Genomic DNA, 21,897 nt, shown 5'->3' on the forward strand with positions numbered 1-21,897 from the left:
CAACAGGAGGACTCCCGTGACGGAGACGCGGTCCAGTCTGATCGTCCCGCTGATGAGGGCGCGGGTGCCCGCGGAGGTCCAACTGGAGTTCCCGCTGCCGCCGGACGAGGAGCCGATCCGCGACCCGTTCGCCGCCGACCTCTACGTCACCTACGCGTTGGAGATCGCCGACGAGGGCGTGCCGTCCGGCCGCCGGCACGAGCAGGTGGCGCGGCGGCACTGCGAAGAGCTGGGTGTCCCGCCGGAGGAGCTGCGCCGCCGCGCGGTGCTCAACCTGCGGGATCTGCGTCCCGACCTCGGCCTGAGCTGGTATCCGGACGTGCGCGCCGTGACGGTGTCGCTCGGCGGCGGGGACGGGACGGCCGCCGCCCGGCGGGCGGCCTCCCGCGGAACGCTGGAGTCGGGCCTGCTGCTCGACGAGGGCTTCCTGGAGAAGCTCGCCCAGGACGTGGAGGGCGACCTCGTCGTCGCGGTCCCCGCGCGGGACGTGTTCGTCGCGTCCGGGACCGGCCACCCGGACGGTGTCGACAAGCTCCGCTGGACCGTGGCGCAGGTGTGGGCCGGTGACCGCGCCGACCGGGGTGACACCGCCGCCCCGGCGGACCCGGCGTGGGACGTGCCCGCCGGAAGTCTGCTCACCCACGACCTGCTGGTGCGGCGCGGCGGCGTCTGGGACGTCCTCCCCTCCTGATCACGACAGCGTCTTGAGCCGCGGCCACAGCCGCGGCCACGGGGCGCGCTGGCCGCGGCACACCCAGATCGGCTTGCCCTGCTCCTGGTTGTCGAGTCCGACGCCGTTGTCGACGCGGCCCACGGGACGCACGTCCGTCCAGAACTGACGCAGGTAGGACGCGCCCGCGACCGTCTCGGGCCCGACGACGACGGCCGGTCCGTAGGTGTCCGGTGGACGCCCGAAGTACCAGTAGCCGTTGTGGCCGCTGTAGGCGCGGGGCAGGCCGAGGTCGGGCCCGTACCTGTCGAGCGCGCCGGCCTCGCCGTAGTTGCTCACGACGATCACCGCCTTGGAGCGTTCCTCCGGCGGCAGGGCGGCGTGGACCCGCGCGACCTGCGCGGCGAACCGCGGCCAGCCGACCGTCTCGGCGGTGTCGGCGTTGACGGCGGGCTGCGGAGTGTCGGCGAGCCGCGCGACGGGGTACACGGGCAGGCTGAGCAGGACGGTCACGACACCGGTGACCGCGTACACCGGGACGGACGCCGCCCATTTCCAGCCGCGTGGCGCGCCGTCGCGCTCGATCTCGACGGCGCCCGCGGCCCACAGCGCCGCCCAGAGTCCGGCGAGATAGTACGGCTTGCCCGCCGTGATCAGGAACAGGACGGTCAGCAGGACGTACGCGTACCCGAGGAACCGGAACGTCCGCAGGTGGTCCGACCGGAACGTCCGCCACAGCCCGTAGATCCACAGCCAGGAGAGCAGCACTCCGGTCAGCAGGATCTGGAACGGGATGAATCCGGGTCGTCCCCCGAAGTCGGCCTTTCCGGCGATCGCGTCCGCCATGTCGAGTTGCGGCCAGCCGTGGTCGGCCTGCCACAGCAGCCCGGGGACGAGCCCGGCGACCGCGACCAGCGCCGCCGCCGCGAACATCGGCCGCCGCAGGAACTCGCGCGGCCCCGCCACGAGCAACCCGGCGACGAGCCCGACCAGGAGGAACGCGGCCAGATATTTGACGTTCACCGCCAGCGCCGCCACGGCCCCGACGGCGAGCAGGAGCCGCTGGTCGCGGGTCCGCGTCCAGCGGACCGTGAGCCACACGATCGTCGTCGACAGCAGCAGGTCGAGCGTCGCCGTGGAGAACAGGTGACCGGCCGAGACGACGAACGGGCACACGGCGTACGCGGCGGCCGTCAGCGGTTGCGCCCGCCGCCCGCCGCCCATCTCCCGGGCGGTCAGCCCGGCGACCACCACCCCGGCGGCGGAGAACAGCGCGGCGGGGACGCGCAGCGCGACGAGCGAGTCGCCGAAGACGGCCGTGACCGCGCGGGCGAGCAGCGGCACGAGCGGCGGCTGGTCCGGGTACCCCCACGCCGGATGGCGTCCGGCGACCCGGAAGTACAACTCGTCGCGGTGGTAGCCGTACCGCGCGCTGACGGCCACCAGCAGGACGCCGAGCCCGGCGGCGATCAGCAGTACCGGTCGCCGGGCGAACGCGGACGGCGGGGAGGGGCGGACGATCGCGGCGGGCCGGTCGGACGCCGCGGAGGTAGGGGCGGACATGCGACCGAACCTAAGTCCCACATGTCCCCCAAGTCACGATCTTGAACTCGGCCACCCTTGGACAGCGTCCATCCGGGTGAGGGGGCCGCGGACGGGGTCCGAAGAAATCGCTGGGCGGGGCCGGCGGCAACGCGTAATGTCGCGTTCATGATGTCGACTGATCAGTTGTTGGGATTCTCGGCGATGGCCCTCGCCATCATCATCATTCCGGGCCCGTCCGTCCTGTTCGTCGTCGGGCGGGCGCTGGCGCACGGCCGCCGGACCGCGCTCGCCGGCGTCGTCGGCGGGGTGCTCGCCGCGCTCGTGCTGACCGTGGCCGTCGCGGTCGGCGTCGGCTCGATCGTGGAACGCTCCGCCGTCGTGTTCACCACGCTGAAGGTCGTCGGCGCCGTCTACATCGTCTACCTCGGGGTGCAGGCCATCCGGCACCGCCGGTCCCTCCAGGAGACGATCGGCGCGGACGAGCGGAGCCACGGCGGCGACCTGCGGGCCCTCGCGCAGGGGTTCGTGGTGGGCGTCACGAACCCGAAGACGACCGTGTTCTTCGCGGCCGTCCTGCCGCAGTTCGTCGTCCGGGAGCACGGGCACGTCGCCCTGCAGATGATGGTGTTCGGGCTGATCTTCGCGGTGATCGCGCTGCTGAGCGACAGCGTGTGGGGCCTCGCCGCGGGAACGGCCCGCGACTGGTTCGCGCGCTCGCCCCGCCGTCTCGCCGCGATCGGCGGCACCGGCGGCCTGATGATGATCGGTCTCGGGGTCACCGTCGCGACGACCGGACGCAAGGACTAGCCGCGTTCAGTTTCAGCCGGACGTCAGACGGAGCAGAGCGTGAAGTCGTCGAACGTCGCACGCGGATTTCCGGCGGTGCCGTCCTCGGAGCGGCGCAGGATCAGCCCGCTGGTTCCGGGGGAGCCGCCCGGGGCGGCGGCGGAGGCCTGCGTGACGGGCTCGTCGTTCACCCACATGCCGAGCCGCACGTTCGACCCGTCCGCCACGCACGCGGCACGGATCCGGTTGTCGCCGTCGGCGAGGTCGGTCGCCATCCCCGCCGCCAGCTCCGTCACCTTGAACCCGTCGAGCACGGCGATGCGGGCACGGCCGTCCGCGTGGAGCAGGAACGCGAAACCGGAGGCGTTCCCGCGGCAGTAGACCCCGGCCTCCCCGCCCGCCGCGGCCTCGAGTTCGACCTTGACCTCGATCAGCTGCGACGCGGGCATCGCCGGGACGGGCGCGTCGGCGAGGGTCGCGGTCGTCGTCGGGAGGACGTTCAGCGTGTACTTGTCGTCCGCGTATCCCGCGTCGGAGGCGGGGGTGGCGGCCGTCTTCCAGCCCGAGTCCTCCTGGTCGAAGTCGTCGTCGACGAGCTTCTGCCTGATCTCGGGAGGCCGCTGTCCGAAGGAGTCGACGGCCCCGGTGGTCGTGGCGCCATCCGGGGCGCCGGCCTCGCCCATCACGTCGAACGCGGGCAGCATGATCGCGACGCCGGCGGCGAGCGCGGCGACGGCGACGGGTAGCCGCCACCATCGTCCACCGTGCGTGGTCGTCGAGACGGGACCGGTCGGCGGCGGCGCGCTCATCCGGATCGTTCGCGGAACCGAGTCGACCGTGGCCTGCGGCGTCTCCACCGGCGTCTCCACCGGCGGCCCCGACCGTCCGGGTTCGTCCTTCCGGAGCGTCAGCGTCGGAACCGCGGGCGGTGTCTCGTCGCCGGTCAGCGCCTGGATCAGTTGCCTGACCGCGGGACGTTCCGCCGGGTCCTTCGCCAGCGACCGCGCGACGACGTCGTACACGGACGGGTCGAGGCCGTCCAGTTCGGGGTCGGCGGACGTCACCCGGTTGATGACCTCCGGGAGCGTTCCGCCGGGGAACGGGACGCGTCCCGTGCCCGCGTAGGCGACGACACAGCCCCAGGAGAACACGTCCGCGGCGGGTGTGATCTCCCGGCCGTGCATCAGCTCTGGCGCCATGAAGGCGGGGGTGCCGATGAACTGGCCGGTGCGGGTCGGGCCGTCGGGGGCGTCGAGGGCGCGGGCGATGCCGAAGTCGATGACGCGGGGCCCGGTGGGGGACAGCAGCACGTTGGACGGTTTGAGGTCGCGGTGCACGATCCCGGCGCCGTGGATCGCGCTCAGCGCGGTGGCGACGTTGACGGCGAACGCCTCCAGGTCGCCGCCGCGCAGCGGGCCGTGCTCTTTGACGGCGTCGTCGAGGGACGGTCCCGCGACGTACTCGGTCACCACGTACAGCGGCTCGCCGTCCAGCCGGGCGTCCAGGACGGCGGCCGTGCAGAACCGGCTGACCTGCCGCGCCGCCGTCACCTCGCGGCGGAACCGCTCGTGGAACGCCTCGTCGTCGGCGAGCTCCGCGTTGATGACCTTGACCGCGACCTGGCGGCCGGCGTCGTCCTCGCCGAGGTACACGGTGCCCATGCCGCCGCGGCCCAGCCTGCCGACGAGGCGGTACGGGCCGAGCCGCCTCGGGTCACGGTCGCGAAGTGGGGCCTGCATGGCTCGACTCCCGGGGGCCGGAGGGCGCTGCTGTGCTTCAGTCTGACGTACGGTTCACTCACTTCGATGCACGAACAAGGGTGAGAAGTTCGCCCGTTCTAGTGGAGTTTGCGGGATTTGGGGGAGACGGCGTGGACGTGACGACCGATGTGCTCGGCCCCGGGTACGAGGCGATCGAACTGCCGATGGGCCGGGACGCCGAGGGGGAGGTGGTCGCGACGCTCGTGCGGCGGCGCCGTACCGATCCGTCGCGCCGTGCGGTCCTGTACCTGCACGGGTTCGTCGACTACTTCTTCCAGCGGCACCTGGCCGACTTCTACCTGGAGCTCGGTTTCGACTTCTACGCGCTCGACCTGCGCAAGTACGGGCGGTCGCTGCGCCCCCACCAGACGCCGAACTACATCGAGAGCCTGTCGGACTACTTCCCGGAGATCGACGAGGCCGTCCGGATCGTCCGGGACGTGGACGGGCACGACACGCTCCTGCTGAACGGCCACTCCACCGGCGGGCTCATCGGCGCCCTGTGGGCCGACACGATGAAGGGGCGGGGCCTGGTCGACGGCCTCGTCCTCAACAGCCCGTTCCTCGACATCGCGGAACCGCTGGTCATGCGCAAACTCGGCGCGGGCGTGGCGCGGGTCCTGCGGCCCCGGTTCCCGAAGGCGAGGCTTCCGGCGGGCGTGTCCGACCGGTATCCGCGGAGCATCCACCGCGACCACGAGGGCGAATGGGACTTCGACCTCGGGTGGAAGCCGATCCTCGGCTTCCCGGTGCGCGCGGCGTGGCTGGCGGCCGTGCGGCGCGGGCAGCTCCGGCTGCACCGGGGCCTGGACGTCGACGTGCCCGTGCTGGTGATGGCGTCCGCGCGGAGCATCCGTCCGACCCGCAAGGTGCCGGACGTGACCGGAGCCGACGCCGTCCTGGACGTGGAGCACATGGCGCGGTGGGCACCCAGGATCGGGCGGCACGTCACGCTCGTCCGCATCGACGGGGGCCTGCACGACCTGGTGCTGTCGGCCGAACCGGCCCGCGGGCGGGTCTTCGCGGAACTGACCCGCTGGACGAACGCCTACCTGCCCGCCGCCGACGACGTCCGGGACTAGTCGAGGATCTTCGACATGTCGAAGTCGTCGAACTCGACGTTCACCGGCTGGGCCTGGTTGCCGCCCTGCTGGATCTCCATCCCGACCCATCCGTTGCCCAGCGGCTGATCGGTGTCGGTGACGTCGATGACCTGTTCGCCGTTCACCCAGAGCCGCAGCCTGACCCGCTTGCCGTCGTCCTGACCCGCGCACGCGATCTGGATCTTGTGCACGCCCCCGGCGTCGAAGCCGGGAACGGAGTCGGGGGCGGCGAGTTCCTTGCTGCCCCGGTCCCCGTTGACCTTGCGGAGCACCGCGCCCTTGCCGTCGGCGCGGACCAGGAACAGGTACTGGGTGATGACGCTCTTGTTGTTGTTTCCGCGGCACAGCATCCCGAACCGGGCGTCGGCGGGCCCCTCCGTGACGTTCGCCGTCACGGTCGCCAGCACCGGATCGGGGAAGGCGTTCACGTCCTTCTTCGGCACCCACCGGGCGATGGACGTGGTGAACCGGCTGGTCTTCATCCAGTACTTGCCGTCACGGTAGCCGTAGTCGTTGACGAAGCTGTCCCACCCGGACTGGTCGTTGGCGAAGTCGTCGCTGAACGTCGTCGCCAGGTTCTCCTCGGGCGGGCCGTCCGAACGCAGCACGGTGAACGCGACGACGGCGAGGACGGCGAGCGCGGCGACGGCCGCACCGGCGATGAGCAGCGGGCCGCGCGGCAGCCCGCGAGACCAGCCGGACCCACGGCCGGGACGGGCGGAGTCGCTGCGCGTGACCTCGGTGCCTCGCGTCACCGTGGCCCCCGGCCGGGGCGTGCTTCGCGTGGCCGGGTCGGCGGGCGGTCCGGTCCGCGCCCGCACGGTCGGGTCGGTCGCGGTGCCGTGCCAGCCCGCCTGAACGGTCTGGGCCAGCGTCGCCGGGTCGGCCTTCTCACCGCCGCCGACCAGCCTCCCGAGAAGGTTCTGGACGGACGGCCGCTTGCGCGGGTCCTTGTCGAGCGCGGCGGCCACCACGTCCCGCAGGTCGGGGTCGAGGCCGTCCAACCTCGGTTCGTCGTGCGCGACCCGGTAGAAGATCTCCGGGACGGTGTTGCCCGCGAACGGCGCGCGGCCCGTCCCGGCGTAGGCGACGACGCAGCCCCAGGAGAACACGTCCGACGCGGGCGTGACCTGCTCGCCGCGCAGCAGCTCGGGCGGCAGGTAGTTCGGCGTGCCGACGAACTGGCCCGTGCGGGTGGGACCGTCGGCGGCGTCGAGGGCGCGGGCGATGCCGAAGTCGATGACGCGGGGCCCGGTGGACGACAGCAGCACGTTCGCGGGTTTCAGATCGCGGTGGACGATCCCGGCGCCGTGGATGGCGGCGAGGGCGGTGGCCACGCCGACCGCGACGCCCTCCACGTCGGAGCCGGGCAGCGGGCCGCGGTCCGCGACCGCCCGCTCCAGGCTCGGACCCTCGATGTACTCGGTGACGACGTACAGCGGGTCGTCGTCGAGTTCGGCGTCCAGTACGGGGGCGGTGCAGAACCGGCGCACCTGCCGGGCCGCCGTCACCTCGCGGCGGAACCGGTCGCGGAACGCGGCCTCCCCGGCCAACTCCCGGTTGATCACCTTGACGGCGACGCGGCGGGTGCCGGTGGGGTCCTCGCCGAGGTAGACCGTTCCCATGCCGCCGCGTCCGAGCCTGCCGACGATCCGGTAGGGGCCGAGCTCGGCGGGGTCCTCGGGGCGCAGGGCCTCGCCGTTCTCTCCTGCGTGGGTGGTCATCGTGGTCCTGAACTGGATGTAGGGGGTCGTTTCCGAAAAACCCTAGTGGGCCGGGCCGTTTCCGCGAACGAAGCCTTGGACGTACGAAACGGTCGTACGGATCGGTCGTACGGATCGTCAGCGTGTGCGGCGCGCTCGCGGAAGAGTCCGGAACGGCGGGAGCGTTTCGCCGGTGAGCCCGAACGCGTACGCGATGACGCGGCCCGACCAGCGCTGGCAGCCGACGACCAGCCGGTACAGCGTGCGCGGGTAGCGGCCGGTGAACGGGATGACCAGCCAGCTCACCGGCATGGCGACCACCAGGAACGCGAACACCGCCATCATCACGATCAGATGCGGGAGGACCAGAACGCCCCTGAGCAGGGTGAACCAGCGCCGCGGCCCCTGCCATTCGGCCGGGTACGGCAGGTCGACCACGACGGTGTCCGTCTCCGCGGCGGGTTCGCGCCGGGCGAGGGGGGCGGCGGACCGGGCCGGCTCCGCCGTGGGAGCGTTCCGCCCGTTCCGCGGGCTCGTCCCGTTCGTTCCGTTCGACTCGGGGGTGGGCCGGGGGCGCGGTACGTCCGCGTCCGGTCCTGCGTTCGGCCCGGTGTTCGGTCCGGTGTTCGGCGCGGTCTTCGGCAGGGGCCCCTGCCAGGTCGCCGAGATCGCCTCCACGGCGTGTTCGGGGCTCTCCTGGCCGACGAGCCGGGTGAGGATCTGCCGGGCGGTCGGGCGTTCGCGCGGGTCCTTGCCGAGCGCGGCGGCGACGATGTCGCGCAGCCGCGGGTCGAGGCCGTCGAGGTCGGGCTCGTCGTTGCCGATGCGGTGGAACGTCTCCGCGACCGTCTTGCCCTGGAACGGTGGATGGCCCGTTCCCGCGTAGACGACGACGCAGCCCCACGAGAACACGTCCGACGCCTGCTCGACGGGTTCGCCGCGCAGCACCTCCGGCGCGATGTAGGCCGGGGTGCCGACGAACTGGCCGGTGCGGGTCGGGCCGTTCGGGGTGTCGAGGGCGCGGGCGATGCCGAAGTCGATGACGCGGGGTCCGGTGGACGACAGCAGCACGTTCGCGGGTTTCAGGTCCCGGTGGACGATCCCGGCCCCGTGGATGGCGGCGAGGGCGGTGGCGACACCGACCGCGACGCCCTCCAGGTCGGAGCCGGGCAACGGCCCCTTGGCGTGGACGGCGCTCTCCAGGCTCGGCCCGTCGATGTACTCGGTGACGATGTACGGCGGATCCTGGTCAAGCCCGGCATCCAGCACGGGAGCGGTACAAAAACGATGAACGCGACGGGCCGCGGTGACCTCGCGTCGGAAGCGGGCGAGGAACGCCGCCTCCCCGGCGAGGTCCCGGTTGATGACCTTCACGGCGACGCGGCGGCCGTCGGGCTCGGCGCCCAGGTAGACCGTTCCCATGCCGCCGCGGCCGAGACGTCCGAGCAGGCGGTATGGCCCGAGAACACGTGGTTCGTCCTGCTCCAGGGGTTCGGCGGCGTATGTGGTCATGGCGGGCGGTCTCCTCGAAGATCGTCAATTCCGAGGCCAGCCTAAGGGAGTCGGCGCGTCCCGACTGCCCGGTCAGGGGATCAGTAGCAGCTTGCCGGTGGTGCGCCGCGCCTCCAGATCGGCGTGCGCGGCACCGGCCTCGGCGAGGCCGTAACGGTGCCCGATACGAATCCCCAAGTCGCCGGACGCCACCCATCCGAAGACGTCGGCGGCGCGTTCCAGCAGCTCGTCGCGGGTGGCGACATAGTGGGAGAGGTTCGGACGGGTGAGGAACAGCGACCCGGCCGGGTTGAGGCGCTGCGGGTCGAACGGCGGCACCTTCCCGCCCGCCGCCCCGTACAGCGCCAGGACTCCGCGCGGCCGCAGACTCGCGAGACTCCCTTCGAAGGTCGGCGCCCCGATACCGTCGTACACGGCGGCGACGCCCTCGCCGCCCGTCAGCTCCCGCACCCGGTCGGCGAACCCGTCGTAGCCCATCGTGGCGTCCGCGCCGGCGTCCCTGGCGAGCTTCTCCTTCTCGGGTGTCGACGCCGTCGCGAAGACCCGTGCGCCCAGGGTCTTGGCCAGCTGCGTGAGGAGCAATCCCATGCCGCCCGCCCCCGCGTGCACGAGGACGGCGTCGCCCTCCTGGATCGGGTACGTGGACCGAGTCAGGTAGTGCGCGGTCATGCCCTGAAGCAGGGTCGCCGCGGCGTCCTCCAGGCTCACCCCGTCCGGGACGGGAACGGCCCTGTCCGCCCGGATGACGGCCTGCTCCGCGTAGGCGCCGTCCACATCGGAGCTCGCCACGCGGTCGCCCACCGCAAGATCCTGGACGCCTTCCCCGACCGCCGTGATCGTCCCCGCGGCCTCGACGCCCGGCGTGAACGGGAGGTCACGCGGGTACGCGCCCGTCCGGAAGTACACGTCGACGAAGTTGATCCCGGCCACCGCCACGTCGATCACCACCTCCCCGGGACCCGGCTCCGGGTCGGGACGGTCCGCGGGCACGAGGACCTCGGGGCCGCCGTTCTCGGTGATGACGATCGCGCGCATGTGGTGCTCCTACTCCTGCGATTTCAAAGCCAATTGATCTGGAAACTCGGTCTTTGGGCGGCCTATTCCACCGGCGGCACGGTCAAACCCAGTCGCGCATGGTCTCGCCGACCAGCGCGACGGCCTCCTCGACCCGGGCGGCGACCCGTCCGGTGTCCCAGATGTCCAGCCGGGCGCAGTCCTCGAACGCGATCTTGGTCGCGGCCATGAAGAACGCGACGACGATCTTCGGGCGCAGATCCGCCACCGGGTCCACGCCCTCGCGCCGCGCGATCTCGGCGGCCAGCGTCTCCGTCGCCGCCGCGTACCGGGCCATCTGCGCCGCCATCAGCGACGGCGTCGCCTCGATCACCTGCCGGACGCGGCGGAACCTGGCGCTGTCGGTCGGGTCGCCCTTGGCGATCGTCCGGAGCACGACGCGCAACGACTCGTACAGCGCGGTGAACGGCCGCTCTCCGGGCGGACGCGCCGCGAGGGCCTCCCTCAGGATCCGGTCGTGGTCGCCGAGGAAGCCCATCACGACGTCCTCCTTGGTGGCGAAGTAGCGGAAGAACGTCCGCTGCGACACCTCCACGGCCGCCACGATCTCGTCGATCGTCGTCTCCTCGTACCCCTGCTCGACGAACAGTTCCAGGGCCGCGTCGACGAGCGCGAGCCGGGTCCGCTGCTTCTTGCGCTCGCGGAGTCCCGCCGACTCGGCGCCCCCCTGACCGAAGCCTTCCTGACCGAAGCCTTCCTGGCCGGTGCCTTCCTGACCGAGGCCTTCCTGGCCGGGCTCCCGGGTGGGGCCTGACGGGTCGCCGACGGGGGCGGCGCTCATCGGCTCGCTCCTTCTGTCCATGTCACGCGGGCGGGTGCCGCCCGTCCTCCAGAGGCTTTTATCACGGACGGAGCCTCCGGCCCGAACGGGCGCGTCCGCCACCGGGAACCCGTCCGTTCCGTGATTGGCGCATACGGGGGCGACACGTTGTCCCGGTTCATGCGGACCATCCTCGGCGAATCGCGAAACACCTGCTCCACTCTCGTGATTTCCCTGCACAGCCCGGGGATTCGGGTCATGCTGATGACCGGTCACCAACCGTCGCCGGACGATCGCCCTTGGTCATCGCCCGGTGGACCTCGGACCACTGGAGGCGGCTGATGTGTCTGTAGTGGGTGGGCGGGAGACCGCCGAGACGCGCCGACGGCATCTCGCGGCGCTCGCGTACGAAGTCGAGGTCCGCGGGCTCTCCTGGAGGCTCGCGGGCCCCGAGGAGTCACTGCTGAGCGTGTCCGGGCCGCGGGTGCGGGGCCGGATCATGGTCGTCGCGACCCCGTCCGGCGACGGCTGGTACTACCTCTGGCCGGGCGGGGGCATGGCCGATGTCGCCGAGGTCGCGGCGGTCGCCGACCGGCTGGCCCGCATGCTCGCGTGAACGGGCCCCGCCTTGCTCGCGCGGTCACGGTATCCCTAGACTCGGGACGCGAACGTTTGTTCGAATCTTGCCCGCATGTCCTTCCCCCGTGCGGTGAGCCCGAGGGGGAGGCAGATGACACGCGTGTTCGGCGACCCCGTGGACGTCTGGGTGAACGATGGGCGTCCCGTCAGGTTCGTCTGGCGCGGCCGGCTCCACACCGTACGGCGGGTGCTGGAGCATTGGGTCACGACCCGTGACTGGTGGCGGGACCGGCATCCCGACGGCGAGGCCACCGGCGAGCGGGAGTTCTGGCGGGTCGAGGCGACCCCGGGCCGGGAGATCGGCGTCTACGAGCTACGTCATGACGTGGCCGCCGACAGTTGGCTGCTCTCCCGGGTATGGGACTGACGTGCACATTCATGTCGCCTCGTGCTATTCGCTGCGGTACGGCGTCGCGCCGCCCGCCGCGCTGGCCGAGCGCGCGGCGAACCTCGGCATGCGGACCCTCGCGCTGACCGACCGCGACGGCCTGTACGGCGCCGTCCGGCACGTCCGGTCATGCGCCGACGCGGGCCTCGGGGCCGTCGTCGGCGCCGACCTCCGGGTCGCCTCCACCGGGGAGGAACGGATCGTGGTCCTCGCCGAGGGCCGCGCCGGATGGCGGTCGCTGTGCCGGCTGGTGACGGCGGCGCACGCGGCGGGCGAGCGCGGGCGTCCCGTCGTGACCCGGCAGATGGTCGGCGCGCACGCCGAGGGCCTCGTCGTCCTGCTCGGCCCGGCCTCCGACTTCGGCCGCGCCGTCGCCGGGCGGCGCCCCGACGTCGCGGCGGCGCGGCTGGACGCGTGGCGCGCGACCGCCGAGACCATGGTCGAGATCGTGGACCACCATGACCGGGGCGACGGGCACCGGGCGGCCCGGATGCTCGCGCTGGCCCGCGCGGCCGGGGTGCCCGCCGTGCTCGGCAACGCCGTCCGCTACCTGGACCCGGCCGACCATCCGGTCGCGCAGGTCCTGGACGTGACGCGCCGCCTCGTCCCGCTGGACCGGCGGCACCTCGGCGACCGGACCGGGCACGCCTACCTGAAGTCGATCCCCGAGATGCGCCGCGTCGCGGAGCTGAGCTGCGGCCCGGACGAGGCGGACGCGCTGCTCGCCGAGACCCGGCGGCTCTCCGAACGCTGCGTCCTCGACCCGGGTCACGACCTCGGCATGGACGACGTCCACCTCCCGGCCGTCGACGGCGACCCGTATGCCCTGCTCGTGTCCCGCTGCGCGGACGGCATGGCCCGGCGCGGCCTCGACGGATCGTCGGAGGCGATCGCGCGGCTGGACCACGAGCTCGGCGTGATCGCCCGGAAGGGCCTGGCGTCCTACTTCCTCACGGTCGCCGACGCCGCCGCGCTGATCAGGTCGCGCGGCATCCGCTGCGCGATCCGCGGCTCCGGCGCAGGCAGCCTCGTCAACCACCTGCTCGGCATCGGCGACCTCGACCCGCTGCGGCACGACCTCGTCATGGAACGGTTCCTCGCCGACAGCCGCGACGGCCTGCCCGACATCGACCTGGACGTCGAGTCCGCCCGGCGGCTGGAGGCGTACCGGGCGCTGTTCGACCGCTTCGGCGCCGAGAGCACGGCGTGCGTGTCGATGATGGAGACCTACCGGGCGCGCAGCGCGATCCGCGACGTCGGCAACGCCATCGGGCTCCCACCGCTGGAGATCGACGCGGTCGCCAAGGCGTTCCCGCAGATCAGGGCGAGCCAGATCCGCTCGGCGATGACCGACCTGCCCGAGCTGCGGCAGAGCGGCCTGGCGAGCGGGCGGCTGGAGGTCCTGTTCCGGATCGCCGAACGGCTGGACGGCATCCCCCGCCACATCGCCATGCACCCGTGCGGCGTCCTGCTGTCGAACCCGACGCTGCGCGACCGGACACCCGTCGAACAGGCCGCCGTCGGCTTCCCGATGAGCCAGTTCGACAAGGAGGACGTCGAGGCGATGGGCCTGCTCAAACTCGACGTGCTCGGCGTCCGGATGCAGTCGGCGATGGCGCACGCGGTGGCGGAGGCCGCCCGCGTGACCGGGACGGAGATCGCGCTGGAGGACGTCCCCCGCGACGACCCCGCGACGTACGAGCTGATCCGCACGTCCCGGACGCTCGGCTGCTTCCAGATCGAGTCGCCCGGCCAGCGGGAGCTGATCGGCCGCCTCCAGCCCCGCGACCTGGACGATCTGATCATCGACATCTCGCTGTTCCGCCCGGGGCCGGTCAACTCCGACATGGTGACGCCGTTCCTGGAGGCCCGTGCCGGCGCCCGGGAACCCGGCTACCCGCATCCCGACCTCGAACCCGTCCTGCGGGAGAGCCTCGGCGTGATCGTCTTCCACGAGCAGGTGCTGCGCGTCATCGACGTGATGACGGGCTGCGGCCTGTCCCAGGCGGAGGCGGCGCGACGGAGCCTCGGCCACGAACGCGGCCAGGCCGTGGTCGGCGCGTGGTTCCGGGAGAGGACGAGGGCCCGCGGCTACGACGAGGCGGCCGTCGAACGCGTCTGGCGGCTGCTGACCGCGTTCGGCGCGTTCGGGTTCTGCAAGGCGCACGCCGCGTCGTTCGCGCTGCCCACCTACCAGTCGGCATGGCTGAAACGGCACCATCCCGCCGCGTTCTACGCGGGCGTCCTCACCCACGACCCCGGCCTCTACCCCAAACGCGTCATCCTGGACGACGCGCGGCACTTCGGCGTCCCGATCCTGCCGCTGGACGTGAACCGCTCGTCCGCGGACTGGCACGCCGAACCCGTCTCCGCGGGCGGCCCGACCGGCATCCGGGTGGCGCTCAGCGAGGTCAAGGGCATCTCCGACGCCGAGGTCACCACGATCGTCGAGACCCGCCCCTACACGTCCCTGACCGACTTCTGGCGCCGTGCCCGCGCGTCCCGGTCGACGACCGAACGGCTGGTCCTCGCCGGGGCGTTCGACGCCGTCCACGGCGGCGTCCCGCGCCGCGACCTCCTCTGCCGGGTGGGCGCCCTGAGCCGCCTCACCACCCGTCCCGCCCACGTCCTGGAAGGCCAGCTCCCCCTGGACGACGACGGGACCGTCCCCGGTCTGACGGAGGACGTCCCGGCGGGAGGGCTGCCCCCGATGACGCCCGCCGAGGTCGTCGAGGCGGAACTGGACATCCTCGGCATGGACGTCAGCCGCCACGTCATCACGTTCTACGACGCGCTGCTCGCCGGGCTGGGCGTCGTCCGCGCCGCGGACCTGCCGGACCGTCCCAACGGAAGCGAGGTCCTCGTCGCGGGCGTCAAGGTCGCCACGCAGACCCCGGCGGTCAGGTCCGGCCAGCGGGTCATCTTCGCCACGCTGGACGACGCGACCGGCCCCGTCGACCTCACGTTCTTCGAGTCGGTGCAGGAGAGATGCGCCGCGACCGTCTTCGGCTCCTGGCTTCTCGTGGCCCGGGGCCGGATCCGCCGCGCCGGGGCCCGCGCCGTCTCCATCACCGCCGACGCCTGCTGGGACCTCAACGCCCTCCACGAGGAGTGGCGCCGCGGCGGCCCGGACGCCGTCCGCGCGGCCATGGCGGCGCCGACCCCACCGAGCCGCCCGGTCGGCCGCCGCGTCGTCCACCCCACCGGCTTCGCCATGTCCCCGTACTCCGACATCGGCCACGCGGGGGCGGCCATCGGGCGTCCGCCTCCGGCGCGTCTCTGGCACAGCAGCCGGGGCAGCTCCGGGTTGTGTTTATCGCAGGCTCGGCCCACTGCGCTCGCCTTCGGCGTTGCTGCCGGGCGGGTTACGCGTTCGCGTGCGGGGCTGAGGTCTTGTCGAAGGGAGGTGCTAGGCGCCGGGGGTTTGGGCGGAGCGGGCCATCGGGAGGCACTGGAGCCGGGTGATCTGGAAGACCGTGGCCATGCAGAGGGTGGCGGCGATGGCCTGGAAGGCGGCGGCCGCGACGCCGACGTGGACGTCGAAGCGGGCGTCGGCGAGGGTCTCGACGCTGCCGTGGGTGAACGCGCGGCCGAGCACGAGACCGATGAGCGCGCAGACCCACCAGGCGGCGATGACGAGCCCCGCGGCCTGCCGTTCCGCCGTCCGGTACCGGCCACTGTTCACCCAGACCTCGTAGACCATGCGCGGCGGCAGCCACAGGTTCACGATCGGGCAGACCCAGCCGAACAGCACCCAGGCGCGATGGTGCCGGTGCGGGCCGGGTGACTGCTCGTAGGCCCGCCACAGCCAGATCAGGTACAGGACGCCGGTGACCACGGCCATGATCGCGCTGACCGTGAACACGTCGGTGTACGGGGCGAGCGCCCCGCCGGTGGTCGCCGGATCGTAGCTGTCGTGCGTCTCACCTCGGAGGGGACGGGCGAGCCGGAGCAGGCTGATGCCGGAGCCGAGGGCGATGAACGCGTTGAACCCGAGCAGCATGAACACGGCGACGCCGACGGCGCGAAAGTCGCGGCGCCGGGCCCAGGCTCCACAAGCCGGGCATCGTGCGACCTCGGCCGGGATGATGTCGCCGCACAACGCACACGGCATGGTTCACCTCCGACGGCCTTTGCGCTTCCCTGCTTTGGATACTACGTACGTTTGACTGGCGCGTCCGCACACTGGTTCACGGTCCCCAGGTGTGGATCTTCACACTTGGAAGACGAGCCGCGCGACGACCCACGTGACGGTGACGGTCACCGCAGCCCACGCGGCGAGGCGTCCGAGCCCGCCGGTGGTGAGGAGCCGCTCGGGACGGAACCCGGTGACGAGGAGCAGCGCCCACCACTCGGCGGCCAGCGCGATCGTCGCGTACAGCGACCCGAAGCCGAGCAGCGAGAACGTCAGGACGACGCCCGGCGGGGTGATCGTGTGCGCGAACAGGGACGGGCCGCGGGCCGGTCCGTGGACGCCGCCGCGCAGACCGGCGAGGACGGCGCCCCAGCCGACGGCGCACAGCACCCAGACGGCCACGACCGTGACGGGCAGGCCGCTCAGCGACTCCGGTGCCAGTGCCTCGTCCTTCCCCCGCGTCGTCTTTCCCCGTCGTCCGTCCCCCCGATGCCCGTCCGGATCAGGTCATGAGACCCGACTCCCAGGCCCAGGCGGCGGTCTCGACCCGGTTCCGGGTGGCGAGCTTGCGGTGGACGCTGCCGAGGTGCGTCTTGACGGTGGACAACGCCACGTACAGCTCCGCGGCGATCTCCTCGTTGGTCCGGCCGCGGGCGACGAGGCGCACGACCTCCAGTTCCCGGTCGGTGAGCGGCTCGTGGGGTGGTGCGGGCGCGGCGGGCGGACGCGCCAGATGCTCCAGCAACCGGACCGTGATCGACGGCGACACCAGCGACTCGCCGTTCGCCGCCGCGCGGACCGCCTCGACGAGCAGCGCGGGCCCGCCGTCCTTGAGCAGAAACCCGACCGCGCCGCCGCGCAACGCCCCGTACACGTACTCGTCGAGGTCGAACGTGGTGACGATGACGATGCGCGGCGGGTCGGGGACGCCGGGACCCGTCAGCGCGCGGGTCGCCTCAAGACCGTCCATCACCGGCATCCGGACGTCGAACAGGCACACGTCGGGGCGGAGGCGGCGGGCCAGCTCGACCGCCGCGGCGCCGTCGGCGGCGTCCCCGACCACCTCCATGTCGGGCTGCGAGTCGACGATCATCCGGAACCCGGTCCGGACCATCTCCTGGTCGTCGGCTATCAGTACGCGGATGGGCACGACGTCGATTCTGTCAGGTCACCGGTCCCCGGCGGGCAGGACGGCGACGACCTCCCAGCCGCCCTCGGGGCGCGGGCCCGCGCGGAGCCGTCCGCCGAGCGCGCCGACGCGCTCGGACAGGCCGGTGAGCCCGAACCCGCCGGACGGCAGGCGCCTGCCGCGTCCCCGCCCGTCGTCGCGGACGGTCACCTCCACCTCGCCGCCGACGCGGGTGAGGCTGACCAGCACGGTGTCGGCGTCGGCGGCGTGCTTGCGGACGTTGGTGAGCGCCTCCTGCACGACGCGGTGCGCCGAGGTCGCGACCTCCGGCGGCAGCGTGCCGAGGTCGGGCGCGAGCGTCAGCGCGGCGGGCGGGTGGGCGAACCCGGTGACGAGGTCGCGCAGCTGTGACAGGTCCCCGACGGGACGGGTCGCGGCGTCCTCGCCGGTGGCGCCGTCGCCGCTGACGTGCTGGGCGTCCCGCAGCAGCCCGACCATGCGGCGCATCGAGGTGAGCGCCTCGGTGCCGGCCCTCTCGATGCCATCGAACATCGCGTCGATCTGCTCGGGCGTCGGTTGCCGCGCGGAACCCGGCTGGGCCGCGAACCGGGCGGCCTGCGCCTGGACGACGATGCCCGTCACATGGTGGGCGACGAAGTCGTGCAGGTCGCGGGCGAGTTCGAGCCGTTCGTCCCGCCGCGCCGCCACCAGCGACCGGGCCCGGCGGGCGTCCACCGCCCGCAGGTACAGCCCGATCCCGACGGCGATCGCCACGGCGATGCCGAGCGGCGCGGTGAGCAGCATCGCCGCGAGCGGGCCCGAGCGCAGCGGCGTCGCCAGGATCGCGGCGCCGAGCAGCGCCGCCATGAGGACGAGCCGCCGCCGGCTCGTCCGCCACGCCGTCCGGACGAGGAGGATCAGCAGGGCGCCGATCTCCGCCATCACGCTCTCCACGGGCCAGCGGAGGTCGTCCGACATGGCCAGGCCGATGAGGGTCGTGACCGCCGACAGCGACGCGGCGAGGACGCCCCAGCCGAGGAACCGGCGGCCGGAGATCGCGGCGACGTTGGCCACGGCCGCGACGAACACCGTCCACACGTTGAGGACGGACTCGATGTCGATGATCAGGCAGGCCAGGAGGTACAGCCCGGCGAATCCCGCGTAGGCGACGCGCGCCATGCAGCCGCCCACCGAGTAGATGCGGTCCAGTCGTGCCCCGGCGTCACTCACGCCCATGGAGCGTACGACCCGGGGGCGATCACCGGATCGACCGATCGGCCGATACATCGCGCACGGGCCCGACCACACGCCCGATGTGGGCGGGGGCGGCGTGGGCGCACGCTGGGGGCATGTACCTCGTCTCTGTGCCCCTCACCCTCGCGTTAGCCGCTTTCGTGATCTACGGCGGCGTCGTGTTACCCGCCGTGGAGATCGTGCGGTCGATCCGAGGGCGCCGCTCGGGCACGGTCGAATAATCGTTCGAGAATGTCAGTGGTGGTCCGTAGCGTTGACCACGTGATTTAGGTGACATCTGGGAACAGATGTCGAACCGAGTCGCTTGTAGTGACGTAATTACGGGTATGTGGTCACCGGTGGCACCGCACAGGCGCGGCCCACCGGGACGCAGGAAGGGGTGTTGGCATGAGTGCGGTGACCGGCACGTTCCATCTCTCCCACCCACGGCTGGACGGGCCCGCGGAGCGGACCGTCGTGGAGCCGTGGCTCACCGAGCTTTCCCATGCGGTGCTGAACGCCTACACCGACGGCACCGTCGAGATCACCCCCGAGCTGGCCCCCGTCGAAGCGCTGCCCGTGCGGCCCGCCCTGTCCGCCCTGTCCGCCCGTCCCGTGGCGGCCCGTCCCGCGCCCGCCTCCATCGGTGTGGCCGCCTGACCCGACTGAGCCCCTACGACGAAGGGACCGAGGAGTACCTCGGTCCCTTTCTTTCGCCTCACTCATCTCATATAGTGAGAAATACTTCTCATATTATGAGAAGCGGTCGTAGGGTGAGGGCACGGAAGAGAGGTGATCCGATGTCCTCCGAGGCGACCTACACCCATGGCCACCACGAGAACGTCCTGAGCTCGCACACGTGGCGGACGGTCGAGAACTCCGCCGCCTACCTGGTCGAACACCTGCGGCCCGGGGCCCGCGTGCTGGACGTCGGCTGCGGCCCCGGCACGATCACCGCGGGCCTGGCCGAACGGGTCGCCCCCGGCCGGGTCGTCGCCGCCGACTCCGCCGCGACCGTCCTGGACGAGGCGCGCAAGAACACCGCCGCCCTGGACAACGTCGACTTCGCGGTCGCCGACGTCCACGATCTGGACTACGCCGACGGCACGTTCGACGTCGTCCACGCCCACCAGGTCCTCCAGCATGTCGCCGACCCGGTCCGGGCGCTGCGCGAGATGCGCCGCGTCACTCGGCCGGGCGGCATCGTCGCCGCACGCGACGCCGACTTCGGCGCCATGGCCTGGCATCCCGACCCGCCCGGCATGGACGCCTGGCTGCCGGTCTACTACGCGGTCGCCCGCGGCAACGGCGGCGAACCCGACGCGGGCCGTCGCCTCGTCTCGTGGGCCCGCGCCGCCGGGTTCACCGACATCGCCGCGTCCGCCTCGGCGTGGTGCTACTCCACCCCCGACGAACGCGAGTGGTGGAGCGAGTCCTGGGGCGGGCGCCTGCTGCGGTCGTCCGTCGCCGATCACGCCGTGAACGGCGGCCACGCCACTCGCGACGACCTCCGGCGTGTCTACGACGGGTGGAAGGCGTGGGCCGCCGCGGACGACGGCTGGTTCGCCGTCACCCACGGCGAGATCATCTGCCGGGTCTGAACGACCGGCCGGAAGGCGTTCGGTGACGAGATATCCCGCGTGGGGCATCGTCCGCGCGAAGCCGACCGACGAAGAATCGGCAAAATACGGGCGTTGCCCGAGAATTCACGGCATTTGCTATTTGCTCGCCGCGCGTTCCGGTCAGAAGGGGTCGGTGAGGTCGCCCAGTTTGTCCGTCAATTGGAGGTTGTGGGAGTAGTCCACCGGGACCGCGATGACGGAGACCGCGTCGTCGGCCAACGCCTTGCGAAGGGTCGGAAGGAGTTCGTCCGCCGAATCGACGCGGTAGCCCCGGGCGCCGAAGCTCTCCGCGTACTTCACGAAGTCCGGGTTGCCGAACCGGATGTTGGAGCTGGTGCCGAGTTCGAGGTCCATCTTCCACTCGATCAGGCCGTAGGCGGAGTCGTCCCAGATCAGAACCGTGATCGGAATGTTCTCGCGGACGGCCGTCTCCAGCTCCTGCGAGTTCATCAGGAACGCGCCGTCGCCGGTCGCGGCCAGGACCCGGCGGTCCGGGTGGGCGAGCTTCGCGGCGATCGCGCCCGGCACGGCGAACCCCATGGACGACAGGCCGTTGGAGACCAGCAGCGTGTTCGGCTCGTACGTCGGGTACATGCGCGCCATCCACATCTTCACCGCGCCGGTGTCGGCGAGGACGATGTCACCTCGGCCCATCGCGGCACGGACGTCGGAGACGATGCGGCGCGGCGACAGCGGATGGCCGTCCTCGGTCGCGCCCTCCGCCAACTCCTCCCGGATCATCTCCCGGATCCTCCGGTTGGTGGCGTGGGGGCCGTCCTCCGATCTGTCGAACCGGCGGTGGACGGAGTCGGCCAGCGAGCGGAGCGTGCGGGAGATGTCGCCCTGGACGCCGACCTCGACCGGATAGTGGTCGTCCACCTCGGCGGGGAACTGGTGAACGTGGATGATCTTCTTGTCGGCGTTCGGGTTGACCTTGGCCGGGTCGAACTCCTGGAGCTCGTAGCCGACGGCGATGAGGACGTCCGCCTCGTCGAACCCGAAGTTGACGTAGTCGTGCCGCATGAAGCCGACCGCGCCGAGCGCGTTGGGATGGTCGTCGGGGAACACGCCCTTGCCGTTGAACGTCGTCGCGACGGGAAGGCCGAGGCGCTCGGAGAAGTACCGCAGCGCGTCGCTCGCGCGGGCGCGGGTCGCGCCGTGCCCGGCCAGGACCACCGGGCGGTCGGCGAGCGCGAGCACGTCGGCGGCGCGGGCGATCTGCGCCGGGGACGGCTCCTGCGGACGGACGACGTTGACCGGCAGCGGCCGCAGCCCGGCGGGGACCTTCGCGGCCTCGACGTCCTCGGGGATCGCCAGGTAGACGGCGCCGGGACGTTCGGTCTGCGCGGTCTTGAAGGCCTTGCGCACCATCTCCGGAAGCGCCTCGGCGGTCGGCGCCATCTCCGACCACTTGGTGATCGGGCGGAACAGCGACACCAGGTCGACGATCTGGTGCGACTCCTTGTAGATGCGGTCCAGGCCGACCTGCGCGGAGATCGCCACGACGGGGGTGCTGTTGGTGGTGGCGTCCGCCACGCCGAGCTGGAGGTTGATCGCGCCGGGGCCGAGCGTCGCCGACGCCACGCCCGCCCTGCCGGTGAGACGGCCGTAGATCTCCGCCATGAACGCCGCGCCCTGCTCGTGCCGGACGAGGACGTAGCGGATGGACGAGTCGTTCAGGGCCTGGACGAAATGGATGTTCTCCTCGCCAGGAATCCCGAAGACGTATTCGACGCCCTCCGCCTCAAGGGTCCGGACGAGCAGCCGGGCCGCGTCCTCCTGGGCGGGGGCTTCCTGCGTGGACATCGTGTGTCCCATCTCCAGTCTGCTGTTCGCTG

The 21,897-nt window shown here is 72.1% G+C and carries 18 protein-coding genes and 1 pseudogene; 8 read left to right on the forward strand and 11 right to left on the reverse strand.

Annotation, left to right across the window (positions count from 1 at the left end; translation table 11 throughout):
* Positions 1–16 precede the first annotated feature (16 nt).
* Positions 17–691, forward strand: coding sequence for a DUF1444 domain-containing protein (locus tag D0T12_RS23405; RefSeq protein ID WP_117401817.1), 675 nt, complete (start codon positions 17–19; stop codon positions 689–691).
* On the opposite strand, the gene D0T12_RS23410 is transcribed toward D0T12_RS23405, so the two are convergent.
* Positions 692–2,233 (reverse strand): ArnT family glycosyltransferase, encoded by a 1,542-nt coding sequence (locus D0T12_RS23410; protein ID WP_117401818.1) that lies wholly within the window; start codon positions 2,231–2,233, stop codon positions 692–694.
* Between the two features lie 147 nt (positions 2,234–2,380).
* On the opposite strand from D0T12_RS23410, the gene D0T12_RS23415 reads away from it, so the two are divergent.
* Complete coding sequence (locus tag D0T12_RS23415; RefSeq protein ID WP_117401819.1) at positions 2,381–3,022, forward strand: LysE family translocator; 642 nt, start codon at positions 2,381–2,383, stop codon at positions 3,020–3,022.
* A gap of 23 nt (positions 3,023–3,045) precedes the next feature.
* Here D0T12_RS23415 and D0T12_RS23420 read toward each other — a convergent pair whose 3' ends face one another.
* Positions 3,046–4,740, reverse strand: a complete 1,695-nt coding sequence (locus D0T12_RS23420) for a serine/threonine-protein kinase (protein WP_117401820.1) — start codon at positions 4,738–4,740, stop codon at positions 3,046–3,048.
* 131 nt (positions 4,741–4,871) lie between these two features.
* On the opposite strand from D0T12_RS23420, the gene D0T12_RS23425 reads away from it, so the two are divergent.
* A complete protein-coding gene (locus tag D0T12_RS23425) occupies positions 4,872–5,843 on the forward strand; it encodes an alpha/beta hydrolase (protein ID WP_199487642.1) in 972 nt (323 codons plus the stop codon).
* Here D0T12_RS23425 and D0T12_RS23430 read toward each other — a convergent pair.
* The 4 genes from D0T12_RS23430 to D0T12_RS23445 all read right to left on the reverse strand — a co-directional run bounded on the left by D0T12_RS23430 (position 5,840) and on the right by D0T12_RS23445 (position 10,934).
* Positions 5,840–7,588, reverse strand: a complete 1,749-nt coding sequence (locus tag D0T12_RS23430) for a serine/threonine protein kinase (protein WP_117401821.1) — start codon at positions 7,586–7,588, stop codon at positions 5,840–5,842. The two genes, D0T12_RS23425 and D0T12_RS23430, sit on opposite strands and share 4 nt — an antisense overlap.
* A 117-nt stretch (positions 7,589–7,705) precedes the next feature.
* Positions 7,706–9,079: a DUF4389 domain-containing protein gene (locus D0T12_RS23435; protein WP_117401822.1), complete on the reverse strand. Its 1,374-nt coding sequence runs from the start codon at positions 9,077–9,079 to the stop codon at positions 7,706–7,708.
* A 72-nt stretch (positions 9,080–9,151) separates the two neighbouring features.
* Positions 9,152–10,114, reverse strand: coding sequence for a quinone oxidoreductase family protein (locus tag D0T12_RS23440; protein WP_117401823.1), 963 nt, complete (start codon positions 10,112–10,114; stop codon positions 9,152–9,154).
* An 82-nt stretch (positions 10,115–10,196) separates the two neighbouring features.
* Positions 10,197–10,934: a TetR family transcriptional regulator gene (locus D0T12_RS23445; RefSeq protein ID WP_158581610.1), complete on the reverse strand. Its 738-nt coding sequence runs from the start codon at positions 10,932–10,934 to the stop codon at positions 10,197–10,199.
* A gap of 322 nt (positions 10,935–11,256) precedes the next feature.
* On the opposite strand from D0T12_RS23445, the gene D0T12_RS23450 reads away from it, so the two are divergent.
* The 3 genes and pseudogenes from D0T12_RS23450 to D0T12_RS23460 all read left to right on the forward strand — a co-directional run.
* Positions 11,257–11,529 carry a hypothetical protein gene (locus D0T12_RS23450; RefSeq protein WP_233526244.1) on the forward strand — a complete coding sequence of 91 codons (273 nt, stop codon included), beginning with the start codon at positions 11,257–11,259 and terminating at the stop codon, positions 11,527–11,529.
* A gap of 114 nt (positions 11,530–11,643) precedes the next feature.
* Positions 11,644–11,919, forward strand: a complete 276-nt coding sequence (locus tag D0T12_RS23455) for a DUF6504 family protein (protein WP_117401826.1) — start codon at positions 11,644–11,646, stop codon at positions 11,917–11,919.
* Positions 11,873–14,899 (forward strand): annotated as a pseudogene (locus D0T12_RS23460) (DNA polymerase III subunit alpha); the annotation flags it as partial. The gene D0T12_RS23455 and the pseudogene D0T12_RS23460, both read left to right, overlap by 47 nt.
* Positions 14,900–15,349: 450 nt before the next feature.
* Here D0T12_RS23460 and D0T12_RS37190 read toward each other — a convergent pair.
* The 4 genes from D0T12_RS37190 to D0T12_RS23480 form a co-directional block, all read right to left on the reverse strand.
* Entirely contained in the window at positions 15,350–16,054 is a 705-nt protein-coding gene (locus D0T12_RS37190; protein WP_117401827.1) for a DUF4328 domain-containing protein, read from the reverse strand.
* 99 nt (positions 16,055–16,153) lie between these two features.
* Entirely contained in the window at positions 16,154–16,477 is a 324-nt protein-coding gene (locus tag D0T12_RS23470) for a hypothetical protein (RefSeq protein WP_147339611.1), read from the reverse strand.
* A 100-nt stretch (positions 16,478–16,577) separates the two neighbouring features.
* Positions 16,578–17,225, reverse strand: coding sequence for a response regulator (locus tag D0T12_RS23475; RefSeq protein WP_117401829.1), 648 nt, complete (start codon positions 17,223–17,225; stop codon positions 16,578–16,580).
* A gap of 18 nt (positions 17,226–17,243) precedes the next feature.
* Positions 17,244–18,440, reverse strand: a complete 1,197-nt coding sequence (locus D0T12_RS23480; RefSeq protein ID WP_199487643.1) for a sensor histidine kinase — start codon at positions 18,438–18,440, stop codon at positions 17,244–17,246.
* A 405-nt stretch (positions 18,441–18,845) separates the two neighbouring features.
* Here D0T12_RS23480 and D0T12_RS35515 point away from each other — a divergent pair, with 405 nt between their 5' ends.
* The gene (locus tag D0T12_RS35515) at positions 18,846–19,097 is read left to right on the forward strand and encodes a hypothetical protein (RefSeq protein WP_158581611.1); all 252 of its coding nucleotides are present in this window, start codon (positions 18,846–18,848) and stop codon (positions 19,095–19,097) included.
* A 140-nt stretch (positions 19,098–19,237) separates the two neighbouring features.
* Positions 19,238–20,038, forward strand: coding sequence for a methyltransferase domain-containing protein (locus D0T12_RS23490; protein WP_117401831.1), 801 nt, complete (start codon positions 19,238–19,240; stop codon positions 20,036–20,038).
* 141 nt (positions 20,039–20,179) lie between these two features.
* On the opposite strand, the gene D0T12_RS23495 is transcribed toward D0T12_RS23490, so the two are convergent.
* Positions 20,180–21,865, reverse strand: a complete 1,686-nt coding sequence (locus tag D0T12_RS23495) for an acetolactate synthase large subunit (RefSeq protein WP_117401983.1) — start codon at positions 21,863–21,865, stop codon at positions 20,180–20,182.
* Positions 21,866–21,897 lie beyond the last annotated feature (32 nt).

This window comes from Actinomadura spongiicola, assembly GCF_003432485.1.
Lineage (GTDB): Bacteria > Actinomycetota > Actinomycetes > Streptosporangiales > Streptosporangiaceae > Spirillospora > Spirillospora spongiicola.

Bases quoted from the DNA above. Each gene is read 5' to 3' on its own strand.
- D0T12_RS35515 (WP_158581611.1), top strand. From the start codon at position 18,846: ATGAGTGCGGTGACCGGCACGTTCCATCTCTCCCACCCACGGCTGGAC.
- D0T12_RS23455 (WP_117401826.1), top strand. From the start codon at position 11,644: ATGACACGCGTGTTCGGCGACCCCGTGGACGTCTGGGTGAACGATGGG.
- D0T12_RS23415 (WP_117401819.1), top strand. From the start codon at position 2,381: ATGATGTCGACTGATCAGTTGTTGGGATTCTCGGCGATGGCCCTCGCC.
- D0T12_RS23495 (WP_117401983.1), bottom strand. From the start codon at position 21,865: ATGTCCACGCAGGAAGCCCCCGCCCAGGAGGACGCGGCCCGGCTGCTC.
- D0T12_RS23480 (WP_199487643.1), bottom strand. From the start codon at position 18,440: ATGGGCGTGAGTGACGCCGGGGCACGACTGGACCGCATCTACTCGGTG.
- D0T12_RS23430 (WP_117401821.1), bottom strand. From the start codon at position 7,588: ATGACCACCCACGCAGGAGAGAACGGCGAGGCCCTGCGCCCCGAGGAC.
- D0T12_RS23490 (WP_117401831.1), top strand. From the start codon at position 19,238: ATGTCCTCCGAGGCGACCTACACCCATGGCCACCACGAGAACGTCCTG.
- D0T12_RS23420 (WP_117401820.1), bottom strand. From the start codon at position 4,740: ATGCAGGCCCCACTTCGCGACCGTGACCCGAGGCGGCTCGGCCCGTAC.
- D0T12_RS23435 (WP_117401822.1), bottom strand. From the start codon at position 9,079: ATGACCACATACGCCGCCGAACCCCTGGAGCAGGACGAACCACGTGTT.
- D0T12_RS23445 (WP_158581610.1), bottom strand. From the start codon at position 10,934: ATGAGCGCCGCCCCCGTCGGCGACCCGTCAGGCCCCACCCGGGAGCCC.
- D0T12_RS23440 (WP_117401823.1), bottom strand. From the start codon at position 10,114: ATGCGCGCGATCGTCATCACCGAGAACGGCGGCCCCGAGGTCCTCGTG.
- D0T12_RS37190 (WP_117401827.1), bottom strand. From the start codon at position 16,054: ATGCCGTGTGCGTTGTGCGGCGACATCATCCCGGCCGAGGTCGCACGA.
- D0T12_RS23410 (WP_117401818.1), bottom strand. From the start codon at position 2,233: ATGTCCGCCCCTACCTCCGCGGCGTCCGACCGGCCCGCCGCGATCGTC.